The sequence below is a fragment of the Paraburkholderia nodosa genome (assembly GCF_001718195.1).
GTDB classification, from domain to species: Bacteria; Pseudomonadota; Gammaproteobacteria; order Burkholderiales; family Burkholderiaceae; genus Paraburkholderia; species Paraburkholderia nodosa_A.
The window spans coordinates 38989-53243 of record NZ_MCNV01000033.1 but is presented as its reverse complement, the minus strand read 5'-3'; the positions used below and the strand labels follow the sequence as shown (position 1 = coordinate 53243).

Below are 14255 nucleotides of genomic sequence, written 5' to 3'. Positions count from 1 at the left end.
GCCTGGCGCCGGCCGGCGGTATGATCGGCTGCGGATGTGGCGGGACCGCAGTGCGAAATATCGTGGCGGGAGCGGCAGATGGCGGCGATCGGCGTAGTCCTGTTCGACATGGAAGGCGTGCTGTCCCACTACGATCGCGACGCGCGCGTGGCGAGCCTCGCGGCCGCCACCGGCGCGCCGCCTGCAGCGGTGCGTCACGCGATCTGGGGCTCGGGTCTCGAAGCGCGCGCCGACGCGGGCGAAATCGACCCCGACGCTTATCTGCGCGCACTGGGCGCAATGCTCGGCTGTGAGGTGGGCCGCGACGTGTGGCTCGCGGCGAGGCGCGCGTCGATCACGCCGAACGAGGCGGCGCTCGCGCTGGCACAGCGTGTAGCCGCGCGTTGCCGCATCGCCGTGTTGACCAACAACTGCTCGCTCGTCACGCATCACCTCGACTATCTGAATCCGCCCGTTGCGCGGCTTTTCGGTTCACAGGTCTATTCGTCGGCGACGTTCGGCGCGGTCAAGCCGGCCGCGCAGACCTACCTGGGCTGCGTTGCACAGCTCGGCGCGCAGCCCCAGGAAACGCTCTTCATCGACGACAGCGAAGCGAACGTCACGGGCGCGCTCGACGCGGGGTTGCAGGCATGCCACTTCGTCGAAACCGAATCGCTCGAGAGCGACCTGGCTCGGCTCGGGCTGATCGACGCTTGATGGCCGTGCCGCACGGGCGCCCACGGCGTGAATGAATGGATGGCTGGCGAACGTACGGGAGCTTGCGATGAAGATGCAATGGAACTGGAAGCTGTTCGCGACAGTCTGCCTGTGCGCATTCGCGCCGCTCGCCGCGGCTCAACAACCGGGCGCGCCGCTCGTCTACGTGACGGACTTCGAACTCGACGCGGCCAACGTCAAGCAGGATTCGAATCCTGTGGAGAATGCGCGCGAGCACATGGGCGGCTTGCTGCCACGACCGCTGTTGCGCCACCGCGACCCGCAGCAGCAGGCCGATCAGGTCGTCACGAAAATGGCCGATGCGCTGGTGAACGACCTGCGCGAGAAGGGCCTCGACGCACGCCGCCTGCCCAGCGGCACGCCGCTACCCGCGCAGGGCTGGCTCGTGCGCGGCGTCTTCCTGAGCGTGGACGAAGGCAACAGCATGCGGCGCGCGGTGGTGGGGTTCGGCTCGGGCGCGAGCCAGATCGAACTGGCGGTGGCCGTGGACAACCTGGCCACCCAGGCGCCGCAGCCGCTTTATCAGGTGATCGACAGCCAGTCGAGCCATGCGAAGCCGGGCGCCGGCGCGGCCATCGCGCTCAATCCGTACGTGGCGGCGGCAAAATTCGTGCTCGCGCGCGCGGATGACCGCAAGAACGTGGACCGTGCGGCGGCCGAAGTGGCCGACTCGGTTGCGGCGCGCGTGAAAGCGGCGCCGCAATGACGCCGTGGGCGCGCCTTAGCCGCGCGGCGGAATGTTGAGCCCGCGCTCGACCGCCGGACGCGCGACGAATGCTCCGAGCGCGCGCGCGACGTTCCTGAAATCGGCGTAACCGACGAGGTCGCCGCCCTCGTAGAAGCCAACGAGGTTGCGCACCCAACCAAACGTGGCGATGTCGGCGATGGTGTACTCGTCGCCCATGATCCACTTGCGCCCCTCGAGGCGCTGGTCGAGCACGGCGAGCAGACGCCGCGACTCGGCGACGTAGCGGTCGCGCGGACGCTTGTCCTCGTACTCCTTGCCCGCGAACTTGTGGAAGAAGCCCACCTGACCGAACATCGGCCCGATGCCGCCCATCTGGAACATGACCCACTGGATCGTTTCGTAGCGCGCCGCGCCTTCACGGGCGAGAAAGCGGCCGCTCTTGTCGGCGAGATAGATGAGGATCGCGCCCGATTCGAACAGCGCGAGCGGCTCGCCGCCCGGGCCGTTGGGATCGAGGATCGCGGGAATCTTGTTGTTGGGGTTCAGCGAGAGGAATTCCGGCGACATCTGGTCATTCGCGTCGAAGCGCACGAGATGCGGCTCATAAGGCAGGCCGCTTTCCTCCAGCATGATCGAGACCTTGACGCCATTGGGCGTGGGCAGCGAATAGAGCTGGATGCGATCGGGGTGAAGCGCTGGCCACTTGCGGGTGATGGGAAATGCGGAAAGGTCGTTCATGCGGCGTCCTTGAAGGCCTTCAACGGCGCGGCGCTTGCCGTGCAAGGCGCGCCGCGGCCTGATCGACAGGCGGGAGTGGAGTCAGGCCGCCAAGTTTAGTGGAAATGGCGCATGCCGTCTTTTCGCCGCAAGACGCGGCTTACACGCTGCCTTCGCGCTCGACCACGAGAATGCGCGCCTCGCCGCGCGGATGCGCGACGTGCTCGCAGCCCACGCCCGCGAAGAACACGTCGCCGGCTTCGAGCACCGCGACCCGCTCCGCGCCGTCTTCGCGGTAATGCATGTCGACCACGCCGTCGAGCACGGCGAACACTTCCTCGCCGTCGTTGACGTGCCATTGGTACGGCTGGTCGGTCCAGTGCAGGCGCACGGTGGTGCCGTTCATGTTGGCGATGTCGAGCGCGCCCCACGGGCGGGTGGCGGTGAAGGTTTTCGAGCGGATGACTTTCATGGTGGTACGGCCTTGGGTGTGATCGTGCGGCGCCGCGGAGCGGGGGTCAGGGATTGGCAGGCATGGATTGCGCAAGACTCATCAGATTGAGCGGCGCGACGCGAATGAGGCCGCCGCGCGGGCTGTCGATATCGGCGATGAGCGTGAGCGACAGCGTCACGGTGACGGGCAGGATGAGCAGCAGCACCCGCCGGCCGACCTGGCCGTGCGCGCCGTAGCCCTGCATCAGGTTGCTGAAGATGGCGATGCTGATCATCAGCACCCACGCGGCGACGGGAATGCGGTTGATCCACGCGGCCTGCGTGTAGCCCTGGGTGTTGATGACGTCGTTCATGCCGGAGACCACGAGCGCCATCACCGGATTCGGCTGCGACTTCGCGGGATCGCGCACGCTCGCCCAGAGTTGCGTCTGAAGCTCGCCGGTGTCGCGGTTGATCTGATCGAGTGCGCCGGGCTCGTGCACGACGTAGAAGTGGATGCGCGCCTGAAGATAGCGCGCAAGCAGCGCCTTGGTCTGGGCAGCCGCCTCGCCGCCAAGCAGCTCGGCGCGCAGATACTCCGTGCCGATCGCGTTGGCTTCCTCTTCCTCCAGGTTCTTGCGCTGGTCGTAGCGGCTCACGGCCATCGAGAGCGTGAAGCCGATCAGGAGCGCGAGCAGCGTGAGTGTCGCGCCCTGCACGATCTTGTAGTTCTCGCGCGCCTCCTCGGCGAGCGGGAAGTAGCGGTGCAGCACGTTTGCGCCGAGTGCGGCGGCAAGCGGCAGCACCAGGATCAGCACGATGAACAGCAGCGCGGGGCGCTGGAGGATGAGCGGCGTCATGGAGTCTCCGCGAAAAGCGTGAGAGGGACGAAGGCGCTGCAATGCAAATCGGCGTCGCCCGCGCGAGGCGGGGCGACGCCGATTCTACGACAGTTCCGCGCGGCGGCGCGGGCCGCTGCCGGTGCTTTAGCGCGCCGTGCGCTGCGGCCACATCGTGCGGCCCCAGAACGTCAGCGAGCGGTCCCACGCGAGCTGCGCCCAGACCGGATCGTACTGCGTGATGGGGATGCGGTTCGGGCCCACGGCGGTCTCGTTCGCAAACGCGTGGTGGGCGAGATAGCGATGGAACTCGACGTCGACGTTGGCGCCCTTGAGCTTCGTTTCGAGTTCCGCGACGGTTTCGATGCTGAACGCCTGGTCCTGGGTTGCAAAGTGGCCGAGGATGGGCGCCGTGATCTTGCTCGCGTCGATGTATTCGAGCGGCGGGAAGCCATACCACACCACGGCGCTCGCAAGGCCCGGCACCATGGTGGCCGCGAGCAGCGTGAGCGCGCCGCCCATGCAGTAGCCCGTCACGCTCACACGGTCCGTGAGCGTCTTCAGATAGTTGACCGCGCCATACACGTCCTGCGAGGCGGCATCCGCGAAGTCGAGGCCCGTCATCAGATGGTGGGCCTCTTCCTGTTCGACCGTGCTCTTGCCGCGATAGAGGTCGGGCACGAGCGCGAAGTAGCCAGCTTGCGCGAGCCGGTCGGCCACGCCGCGGATCTGGTCGTTCAAGCCCCACCATTCCTGGATCACGACGATGGCGGGCGCGCCTTCGGTCTTCTCCGGTTTGGCGAGATAACCCTGGAGCGACTGGCCGTCAGGGCGGGTGAAGGAAATCATGGATCCGGCGGACTGTTTCATTTGGGGCAACCCTCGGTGAGTCGGTTGAACGAAAGACGCAAGCATAGCGCTTGCGTACGGGATTTGCGTGTCTGCGCCTGACCTGCTCATTCGCCGATCAGATGCAGCACGATATCGCGCGTGTGCGCCGCGCGCCGATGCTCGAACACATAGATGCCCTGCCACGTGCCCAGCACGGGATTGCCGTGCTCGACCGGGATGCAGAGCTGCGTGTGCGTGAGCGCCGTGCGCAAATGCGCGGGCATGTCGTCGGGGCCTTCGGTGTCGTGCTCGTAGCGCTGGGGATCTTCGGGCGCGAGCTGCTCGAAGTAGCGTTCGATATCGCGGCGCACCGAAGGATCGGCGTTTTCCTGGATGACGAGCGACGCTGAAGTGTGGCGGCAAAAGAGGGTGAGCAAGCCGGTGGCGATGCGCTGTTCGCGCACGAACGCGCGCACCTCCTGGCTGATCTCGACGAGCCCGCGCGTGCGCGTGCTCACCGGCAGATGATGGATGGCCTGGCGCATGATCGGTATTCTCCTTGCTGGCGGCGCATGGCTGCTGAGCCGCCGCCGCGGCGATTTCAGCCTTCAAGCATAGCGCAGGCGCGCCGGGCGCGCAGACCGCCCCCGCGGCCGGCACACGATGCTGGTACGATGTCGCCCTTGCCGGGTACTGCCCCGGCCGACCGCATACGAAGGAGAAAACCGCTTGAACCTCACCCGCTTCGCGAAAGCCCGCCACGCCACCAAGGCGTTCGATCCCGCCCGCAAGATTCCCGCGGCCGTCATCGACGAACTCAAGGAGCTGATCCGCTTCAGTCCCTCGTCGGTCAATTCGCAGCCGTGGCATTTCGTGGTGGCCGAAAGCGACGCGGCGCGTGCGCGTATCGCCAAGGGCATGGAAGGTTTCGCGTACAACGAGCCGAAGGTCACGCGCGCCTCGCACGTGGTAGTGCTGTGCGTGCGCACCGACATGGACGAAGCGCACCTCGCCGAAGTGCTCGCGCAGGAAGAAGCGGACGGCCGCTTCGCCAATGCCGAGGCGAAGGCGGGTCAGGAAAAGACGCGCGCGTTCTATGTGAACCTGCATCGCGAGCGCAACGACCTGCCGGCCTGGATGGAAAAGCAGGCGTATCTCGCGCTCGGCACGCTGCTGATCGGCGCGTCGACGCTCGAAATCGACGCCTGCCCGATGGAAGGCTTCGACGCGAAAGCGCTCGACGAGGAACTGGGCCTGCGCGAGCAGGGCCTCACCGCTTTGGTGGTGGTCGGCCTCGGCTACCGCAGCGCCGACGACTTCAACGCGAAGCTGCCGAAGTCGCGTTTGTCCGCAGATTCGGTATTCACCGATCTCGGTTGATTCGCGCAGGGTTTCGCCGCGCTCGCAGCCGGTGCGGCGATTGACGCGGCCCGAAGCCACGCGGGAGCCGCATCAGGAGCATGGGTCCATGCAGGGTATCAAACGCCGGATCGTGTACGTCACGCTGTTCGAAGGCATCGCGATCCTGATTACCAGCATGAGCTTCGCCTCGCTCTCGGGCAGCGGCATGGACCGCGCGGGCGCGGCGGCGGTGTTTTCATCGCTGATCGCGGTGGGCTGGAACTTCGTCTTCAACCTGCTGTTCGAGCGCTGGGAAGCGCGCCAGACGAAACGCGGCCGCAGTGTCGCGCGCCGTATTGCGCATGCGGTCGGCTTCGAGGGCGGCCTCGTGGTGTTCCTCGTGCCGATGATCGCGCTCACGCTGCACGTGACGTTGATCGAGGCGTTCGCGATGGATATCGGCCTCTCGATGTTCTTTCTCGTCTACAACTACGTCTATAACCTGATTTTCGATGCCGTGTTCGGCCTGCCGGCCTCCGCCATGCCGGTGACGACGGCTTCGGAACGCGAGCCGCGCGCGTAACGCAGGGTCGCCCGGTCAGGGGCTCGCAGCGGCGCCCTGCGTCCTGCTCGCTTCCACGTTTGCCGGACCGCTTGCGCTCGCGCCCGCCGCCGCGGCGTCGGAAGCCGGCGCCACCGCACGCGCCGGATGCTGCGCATCGTGCAGCTGCCCGGACCAGCCGCCGCCCAGGTCGCCGATCAGCGAAGCCGTATCGAGCAGCCGCTGCTGATGCACGTTGAGCGCGCTCTGCTGATTGGTCACCTGTGTAGCCAGGGCCGTGGCCACTGTCGTGTAGTCCACGGTGCCCGCCTCGTATTCGTTTTGCGCGATCTGCGCGCCGCGGATGGCGTCGCGCACGGCGGTATCGAGCACGTCGGCCTGCTGCGCGAGGATGCGCAGCCCCGAGAGATCGTTCTCCACCCCCTGGAACGCCGTCAGCACCGTGCCGCGATAGTTCGCCACCGCCGCGTCGTAGCTCGCACGCGCGGCCGCCACCTGGCCGCTGCGCTGGCCGCCGTCGAAGATCGTCTGGGTCGCGCTCGCGCCGAGCGACCACACATAGTTGCTCATGTGCAGCAGGCCCGAAAGCGGCGACTGCGTGAAGCCGTCGAGCGCAGTGAGCGAGATCGTCGGATAGTACGCAGCCACCGCCACGCCGATCGCCGCGTTGGCCGACGCCATCTGGCGTTCGGCGGTCGCAATGTCGGGCCGCCGCTGCAGCAGCGTGGAGGGCACGCCGGCGGGAATGGCGGGCAGCGCGGGAAGCTGAGTGCTGTGCGGGATATCGACCTCTTCGGGGTTGCGGCCCACGAGCACCGCGATGGCGTGCTCGTTTTGCGCGCGCGCCACGCCCAGGGCGATCAGGCTCGCACGCGCGGATTCGAGCTGCGTGCGCGCGGAGATCAGGTCGGACGGCGGCACGGTGCCCGCCTGGTCCTGGTTGGCCACCACGCGCAGGAAGTCCGAGTACGCCTGCACGGTATGCGTGAGCAGGTCGATATCGGCATCGGTGATGCGCAGATCGATCACGGCGTTCGCCAGTGCGATCTGTTCGGAGAGCGTAGCGTTGGCCAGCGTCGCTTCGCTCGCCTGCGCCGTGGCCGACTGTTCCTCGATCTGGCGGCGCACCTGGCCCCAGAGGTCGATGTCCCAGCTCGCGTTCGCTTCGAGCGTGCCGCCGTTGACGATACGCGCGCCGCTCGGCGTGGACGTGATGCTGCTCACGCTGCTGAGCGTGCCGGTGGAGGAGCGCTCGCGCGCGAGCGAGCCGGTAATGCCGATGGTCGGGAAGAGGCTCGCACGCGCGACACGCACTTCGGCGAGCGCTTGCTGGTAGTTCGCGTAGCTCTGCCGCACGGTCTGGTTCGAGACCTGGACGAGCGGTTCCAGTTCGTCGAGCAGCGGGTCCTGGAAGGCGGTCCACCATTCGCCTTTGGGTCCCTGGGCGGCTTCGGGCTCGGCCTGGGTCCAGCCGGGCAGTTCTTTCCACGTGGCGGGCACGGTGACCTGCGGGCGGTGGTAGTCCGGCCCGACCATGCAGCCTGCGAGCAGCAGCGCTACGGTGAGGGGCGCGAGCGCCTGCGCGCGCGTGGCAGCGCTTGCGGCGGCGGGGATCAGCATTCGCATGAGCGATGGATTAAGGCGGGTTTTCATCATGATGCGCTCTCATCGGCCTGGCGATTCCACGGCAGGCGCGCGGCCCAGCGCGCGAGGCGTGCGCGCACGCGGTCGAGGAACAGGTAAATCACCGGCGTGGTGTACAGGGTAAAGACCTGGCTCAGGAGCAGGCCGCCCATCACCGTCACGCCGAGCGGCTGGCGCAGCGAAGCGCCCTGGCCAATGCCGATGGCGAGCGGCAGCGCGCCGAGCACGGCCGCGAAGGTCGTCATCATGATCGGTCGCAGGCGCACCACGGCGGCTTCGTGAATCGCGCGCCGCGCCTCCATGCCCTCGTTGCGCTGCAACTGGATGGCGACGTCGACCATCATGATGCCGTTTTTCTTCACGATGCCGATGAGCAGGATGATGCCGATCATCGCGATCACCGAGAACGGCGTGCCGAAGATCAGCATGGCGAGAATCGCGCCGATGCCGGCCGAAGGCAGGGTGGAGAGGATCGTGAGCGGGTGGATGGTGTTTTCGTACAACACGCCCAGCACGATATACACCACGGCGAGCGCGGCGAGAATGAGCAGCGGCACGACGCCCATGGACTGTGCGTAGGCCTGCGCCGCACCCGCGAACGCGCCGTGGATGGAGGCCGGCATGCCGATGTTGCGCTCGGCCTGCTCGATGATCGTGCCAGCCTCCGAAAGCGAGCCGCCCTTGGGCAGATTGAACGAAATCGTCCCCGCCACTTCGGTGCCCTGGTGATTGACCTGGGTGGCCGTATGGCGCGTCTTCCAGTCCATGAGCGCCATGAGCGGCACCATGGTTTCGGCGGCCGTGCTGTCCGCGCTGCCGCTGGAGCTGCCGCCCTTGCTGTTGGCGATCGCGTTGTTCTGCTGATTGGCCACCGCGTTGGCGTTGCGCTCGTTGGTGTTGCCGTTCGCCGTGGTGGCCGTGGTCACGGCCGTGAAGGGCGTGACGCCCGAGATGACGCTCGACGGCATCTGCGTTTGCGCGGCGCCGCTCGCGTTGCCCGCCGCCGTGCTCAGCCAGATGTCCTGGAACGACTGTGGAAACTGCCAGTACTGCGGCGCCACTTCCATCACGACGAAGTACTGGTTGATCGCGTTGTAGATGGTCGAAACGGTGCGCTGGCCGAAGGCGTCGTAGAGCACGTTGTCCACCTGGTTCGGGTCGAACCCGTAGCGCTTGGCGGTCGTGCGCTGCACCGTCATGTAGGCCTCCAGACCATTTTGCTGCAGGTCCGAGTTCACATCCGACATCTGGCTGCGGTGCTTGTTCAGCTCGTCCACGAGGCGCGGCACCCAGGTGAAGAGGGCGTCGGCGTCGTCGCTCGTGAGCGTGTACTGATACTCGGCCGCCGACTGCCGCCCGCCGATCTGCAGGTCTTGCTGGGCCTGCATGAAAAGCCGTGCGCCCGAAACGCCATTGAGCTTGGGACGCAGGCGGTTCACGACCTCGGTGGCCGTCAGGCGACGTTCGTTGAGCGGTTTCAGTTCGACGAACACGGTGGCCGAATTGAGCGCGCGGCCGCCCGTGAAGCCCGCCACCGATTGCACCGCCGGATCGGCCTTCACGATGGCCTGCAGCTGCGCGAGCTTTTTTTCCATCGCCGTAAACGAAATGCTCTGGTCCGCGATGATCTGCCCGATCAGAATGCCGGTGTCCTGCTCGGGGAAGAACGTGCCGGAAAGCAGCCGCGCGAGAAACACATTGCCGACCAGCAGCGCGAACAGGATGAAGATCGTGAGCCGCGCGTGATCGAGCGCGACGTCGAGCGTGCGCGAGTAGAACTGCTTGAAGCGCTCGAACTGCGCGTCGATCCACACGGCCGCGCGCGATGGCTTCTTGTGCAGCGCCTCGCGCTTGAGCACGTAGGCGCACATGGTGGGCGTGACCGTGAGCGAGATCACGAGCGAGATGAGGATCGCGATCGAAAGCGTCATCGCGAACTCATGAAAGAGCAGGCCCACGATGCCGGGCATGAGCAGAATGGGCAGGAACACGGCGATGAGCGAAAGGCTCATGGAAAGCACCGTGAAGCCCACTTCGCCCGCGCCTTTGAGCGCGGCTTCCTTCGGGTCCATGCCGGCCTCGATGTGGCGCACGATGTTCTCCAGCACGACCACGGCGTCGTCCACCACGAAGCCTGTGCCGATGGTGAGCGCCATGAGCGACAGATTGTCGATGCTGTAGCCGAGCAGGTACATGGGCCCGAACGTGCCCACGATGGAAAGCGGCAACGCCACGGCGGGGATGAGCGTGGCTCGCGGCGAGAGCAGGAACACGAACACCACGCCGATTACGAGCAGCACGGCGATGAAGAGCGTGCGTTCGGTGTCGGCCACGGAGGCGCGCACGGACTCGGAGCGGTCGATCGCCACATCCACCTTGATCGTGGCGGGCAGCGCGGCCTCGATGGAGGGCAGGCGATCGCGGATCTGCTGCACTGTCTTCACGACGTTGCTGCCCGGCATCGGGTAGACGATCACCAGCACGGCCGACTTGCCGTTGTAGAGGCCCGCGTTGCGGATGTTTTCGTTGGAGTCGATGACGGAAGCCACGTCGCGCAGGAACACGGGCGAGCCGTTGCGATAGGCGATCACCACGTCGCGAAACGGCGCGGCCTTGCTGATCTGGTCGTTCGAAGTCACCGTGTAGCGCTGGTTGCCCTGGTCGATATGGCCTTTCGCGCTGTTCGCGTTGGCCGCGCCGATCGACGCGCGCACGTCTTCGAGGCCGATGCCGTAGCTGTTGAGCTTGCCCGGCTCCAGCTCCACGCGCACCGAGGGCAGCGCGCCGCCGCCCAGTGTGATCTGGCCCACGCCGTCCACCTGCGAGAGCTGCTGCTGGATGACCGAATCGGCGGAGTCGTACAGCTGCGCCTTGGTGAGCGTGTCCGAGGTGAGCGCGAGCACCATGATCGGCGCGCTCGCGGGGTTGTACTGGCGATACGTGGGGTTGCTGCGCAGCGTGGTGGGCAAGTCGGCGCGCGCGGCCTGGATGGCGGCTTCGACGTCGCGTGCCGCGCCGTTGATGTCGCGGTTCAGGCCGAACACCACCACGATGATCGCCGTGCCCGTGTTGCTGATCGACGTGAGCTGGCTGACATCGGCGATGGTGCCGAGCCGGCGCTCCAGCGGCTCGGCCACGGTGGACGCCATGATGTCCGGGCTCGCGCCTGCCATGTTGGCCTGCACCACGATCACCGGGTAGGCGATGTTGGGCAGCGGCGCGACCGGCAGCCGGAAAAAGGCGAGCATCCCCGAAATGAGGATGGCGATCGCGAGGAGAGATGTCGCGACCGGCCGCCGGATGAAGAGCGCCGAGAGGTTCACGGCGTGCCCTCGGGCGCGGGTGGCGCGCCGTTGCCGGGACCGCCGCCCGCGTCGCCGTCCGCGTGGCTTTCAGGCCTGCGCTTGCGGCCGAAGCGTTCGGCCAGCCGGTCGAAGAGCAGATAGATCACGGGCGTCGTGAACAGCGTGAGCATCTGCGAAAGCGTGAGTCCGCCGATGATCGCAAGACCCAGCGGACGGCGCAGCTCCGAGCCCGTGCCGCTGCCGAGCAGCATGGGCAGTGCGCCGAGCATGGCAGCGAGCGTGGTCATGAGAATCGGCCGGAAACGCAGCAGCGACGCTTCAAAAATCGCCTCGCGCGGCGGCTTGCCGTGCACGCGCTCGGCTTCGAGCGCGAAGTCCACCATCATGATGGCGTTCTTCTTGACGATGCCGATCAGCAGCACGATGCCGATAATGCCGATCACGTCGAGGTCCTTGCCTGCGATCATCAGCGCGAGCAGCGCGCCAATGCCGGCCGAAGGCAGCGTAGAAAGAATCGTGACCGGGTGCACATAGCTCTCGTACAGCACGCCCAGCACGATATACACGGCCACGAGCGCCGCGATCAGCAGATACACCTCGCTGGCAAGCGAATCCTCGAACGCCTGCGCCGCGCCCTGGAACGACGAGGTGATCGAAGGCGGCAGGTTCACGGCGGCCTCGGCTTTGCGCACGTCGCGCACGGCGGCGGAGAGCGACGCGCCATCGGCGAGATTGAACGAGATCGTGACCGAAGGGAACTGCGCGAGGTGGCTGATCATGAGCGGCGAGCGCGTGATGCTGATCTTCGCAATGCCCTTGAGTGGCACCTGGCCTTCGCTGCTCGTCTGGCTCGGCAGGTAAAGGTCGCCGAGCGATTCGACCGTGGGCAGCGCCTCGGGCTTGGCCACGAGAATCACGCGGTACTGGTCCGACTGCTGGAAGATGGTCGAAACGATGCGCTGGCCCAGCGCATCGTAGAGCGCGTTGTCGATGGTCGCCGCCGTGATGCCGTAGCGCGCCGCGAGCTGGCGGTTCACTTCGACGTTCACGGAAAGGCCATCCGTGTTGAGGTCGCTCGTGACGTCGCGGATCGACGGGATCTGCTTCATGCGTGCGATGAGCGCGGGCACGTACTGCTCGAACGCGTCCTGGCTCGGCCCGCGCAGCACGAAGTTGTACTGGTTGCGCGAGACCGTGGTGTCGAGCGTGAGGTCCTGCTCGGGCTGGATGTAAAGGCGCACGCCCGCGACCTTCGCGACCGACTGCTGAATGCGCCGACCGATTTCGTCGGCGGTTTCGGAGCGGTCGTCGTGCGGTTTCAGGTTGATGAGGAAGCGCCCGTTGTTGAGCGTGTTGTTGATGCCGTCGATGCCCACGTACGAGGTGAGCGAAACGACATCGGGGTCCTTGAGGATTTCCTCGGCCAGGGCGGACTGGCGCCGCACCATCGCCTGGTAGGAGATGGAGTTGTCGGCCACGCTGATGCCTTGCAGCACGCCCACGTCCTGCACCGGGAACAGGCCCTTCGGAATCACGACGTACAGCAGCCCGGTGAGCACCACCGTCACCACGAACACGACGAGCGTGAGCGTCTGATGGTCGAGCACCCAGCGCAGGCCGCGCTCGTAGGCGTTGAGCGTCTTGTTGAAAAGCCCTTCGCTGATGCGCTCGAAGCGGCTCGGGTGGCGCTCGGCCTGGGCGCGCAGGATGCGCGCGCACATCATCGGCACGACGGTGAGCGAGACGACGGCCGACAGCACGATGGTCACCGCGAGCGTGACGGCGAATTCGCTGAAGAGGCGTCCGATCACGCCGCCCATGAAGAGCAGTGGAATCAGCACGGCGATGAGCGAGATCGTCAGCGAAAGAATCGTGAAACCGATCTGGCCAGCGCCTTTTAACGCCGCCTGCAAGGGTTTGTCGCCTTCCTCGAGGTAGCGCACGATGTTTTCGATCATCACGATCGAGTCGTCCACCACGAAGCCCGTGGCGATGATGAGCGCCATGAGCGAGAGGTTGTCGATCGAATAGCCCAGCTCGTACATGATCGCGAGCGTGCCGATCAGCGAGACCGGCACTGAGATGCTCGGAATGATGGTGGCGGGCAGATTGCGCAGGAACACGAAGATCACGGCCACCACGAGCGCCACGGCGAGCACGAGTTCGAAGGCCGCGTCGCTCACCGAAGCGCGGATTACGCCCACGCTGTTCGACACCACCGTGACCTGCATGCCCGCAGGCAGCGCCGCTTCGAGCTGCGGCAACTGCTGCATGATCTGGTTGACGGTGGCGATCACGTTCGCGCCCGGCTGGCGCTGCACGTTCAGCACGATGGCGGGCGTCTTGTTGTACCAGGCGCCGCGCTCCACGTCCTGCGCGGCCGTTGAGACGCGCGCCACGTCGCGCATGAAGACGGGCGAGCCGTTCTCATAGGCGATGACGGTGTCTTCGTAGTCCTTCGGGTCCGAGATCTGGTCGTTCGAATTGATCGTGTAGTTCAGTTCGGGGCCGTCGAAATTGCCCTTCGGGTTGCTCACGTTGACGTTGGCGAGCAGGGTGCGCAGGTCGTCGAGATTCAGGCCGTAGGCGGCCAGCTTCTGCGGGTCGGCTTCGACGCGCACGGCGGGCACGTTGCCGCCCGCCGTGGTGACGAGGCCCACGCCCGGCACTTCGGAAATCTTCGTGGCGAGACGGTTGTTGGCCGCGTCCTGCAACTGCGTGAGCGACATCGACTTCGACGTGATCGCGAGCGTGAGGATCGGCTGGTCGGCCGGGTTCACCTTGGCGTAGGTCGGCGGCGCGGGCAGGCCGCTCGGCAGGAAGCTGTTGGCCGCGTTGATGGCCTGCTGGACGTTCTGCTCGGCCACGTCGAGGCTCAGCGAGAGGTCGAACTGCAGCGTGATGATCGAGGCACCCTCGGAGCTGTACGAGATCATCTGCTGCAGGCCCGGGATTTCGCCGAGTTGCACTTCGAGCGGCGCCGTGACCGTGGTCGCCATCACGTTCGGGCTCGCGCCCGGGTAGAAGGTCTGCACCTGGATGGTGGGATAGTCCACCGCGGGCAGCGAGGAAACCGGCAGGAACTTCATCGCGACGAGGCCGATCAGCACCATCGCGATCATCAGGAGCGAAGTCGCGACCGGTCGCAGGATGAAGAGACGCGAAATATTCATCGGCGC

12 protein-coding genes are annotated in these 14255 nt (G+C 66.3%); 4 read left to right on the top strand and 8 right to left on the bottom strand.

Annotated elements, in window-relative coordinates:
• Positions 1-78: 78 nt before the first annotated feature.
• Both BFD71_RS34090 and BFD71_RS34085 read left to right on the top strand, forming a co-directional pair.
• Positions 79-696 carry an HAD family hydrolase gene (locus BFD71_RS34090; protein WP_069268627.1) on the top strand — a complete coding sequence of 206 codons (618 nt, stop codon included), beginning with the start codon at positions 79-81 and terminating at the stop codon, positions 694-696.
• Positions 697-763: 67 nt separating this feature from the next.
• The gene (locus BFD71_RS34085) at positions 764-1423 is read left to right on the top strand and encodes a DUF4410 domain-containing protein (protein WP_069268626.1); all 660 of its coding nucleotides are present in this window, start codon (positions 764-766) and stop codon (positions 1421-1423) included.
• A 15-nt stretch (positions 1424-1438) separates the two neighbouring features.
• Here BFD71_RS34085 and BFD71_RS34080 read toward each other — a convergent pair whose 3' ends face one another.
• The 5 genes from BFD71_RS34080 to BFD71_RS34060 form a co-directional block, all read right to left on the bottom strand.
• Complete coding sequence (locus BFD71_RS34080) at positions 1439-2143, bottom strand: glutathione S-transferase N-terminal domain-containing protein (protein ID WP_069268625.1); 705 nt, start codon at positions 2141-2143, stop codon at positions 1439-1441.
• A 139-nt stretch (positions 2144-2282) separates the two neighbouring features.
• Positions 2283-2594 carry a cupin gene (locus BFD71_RS34075; RefSeq protein ID WP_069268624.1) on the bottom strand — a complete coding sequence of 104 codons (312 nt, stop codon included), beginning with the start codon at positions 2592-2594 and terminating at the stop codon, positions 2283-2285.
• A gap of 46 nt (positions 2595-2640) precedes the next feature.
• Positions 2641-3414, bottom strand: a complete 774-nt coding sequence (locus BFD71_RS34070; protein WP_069268623.1) for a bestrophin-like domain — start codon at positions 3412-3414, stop codon at positions 2641-2643.
• A gap of 126 nt (positions 3415-3540) precedes the next feature.
• Positions 3541-4263 carry a dienelactone hydrolase family protein gene (locus BFD71_RS34065; protein ID WP_069268622.1) on the bottom strand — a complete coding sequence of 241 codons (723 nt, stop codon included), beginning with the start codon at positions 4261-4263 and terminating at the stop codon, positions 3541-3543.
• An 86-nt stretch (positions 4264-4349) separates the two neighbouring features.
• Positions 4350-4769, bottom strand: a complete 420-nt coding sequence (locus tag BFD71_RS34060) for a secondary thiamine-phosphate synthase enzyme YjbQ (RefSeq protein ID WP_069268621.1) — start codon at positions 4767-4769, stop codon at positions 4350-4352.
• Between the two features lie 184 nt (positions 4770-4953).
• Here BFD71_RS34060 and nfsB point away from each other — a divergent pair, with 184 nt between their 5' ends.
• The gene (gene nfsB / locus BFD71_RS34055; protein WP_069268620.1) at positions 4954-5604 is read left to right on the top strand and encodes an oxygen-insensitive NAD(P)H nitroreductase; all 651 of its coding nucleotides are present in this window, start codon (positions 4954-4956) and stop codon (positions 5602-5604) included.
• A gap of 88 nt (positions 5605-5692) precedes the next feature.
• Positions 5693-6148, top strand: a complete 456-nt coding sequence (locus tag BFD71_RS34050; RefSeq protein ID WP_069268619.1) for a PACE efflux transporter — start codon at positions 5693-5695, stop codon at positions 6146-6148.
• Positions 6149-6163: 15 nt separating this feature from the next.
• On the opposite strand, the gene BFD71_RS34045 is transcribed toward BFD71_RS34050, so the two are convergent.
• From BFD71_RS34045 to BFD71_RS34035, 3 genes are read right to left on the bottom strand one after another with little or no spacing between them, the layout of a single operon-like run.
• The gene (locus BFD71_RS34045; protein WP_069268648.1) at positions 6164-7753 is read right to left on the bottom strand and encodes an efflux transporter outer membrane subunit; all 1590 of its coding nucleotides are present in this window, start codon (positions 7751-7753) and stop codon (positions 6164-6166) included.
• Positions 7754-7779: 26 nt separating this feature from the next.
• Positions 7780-11094: an efflux RND transporter permease subunit gene (locus BFD71_RS34040; RefSeq protein ID WP_069268618.1), complete on the bottom strand. Its 3315-nt coding sequence runs from the start codon at positions 11092-11094 to the stop codon at positions 7780-7782.
• Positions 11091-14249: an efflux RND transporter permease subunit gene (locus tag BFD71_RS34035; protein WP_069268617.1), complete on the bottom strand. Its 3159-nt coding sequence runs from the start codon at positions 14247-14249 to the stop codon at positions 11091-11093. The genes BFD71_RS34040 and BFD71_RS34035 overlap by 4 nt, the downstream gene beginning before the upstream one ends.
• Between the last annotated feature and the right edge of the window lie 6 nt (positions 14250-14255).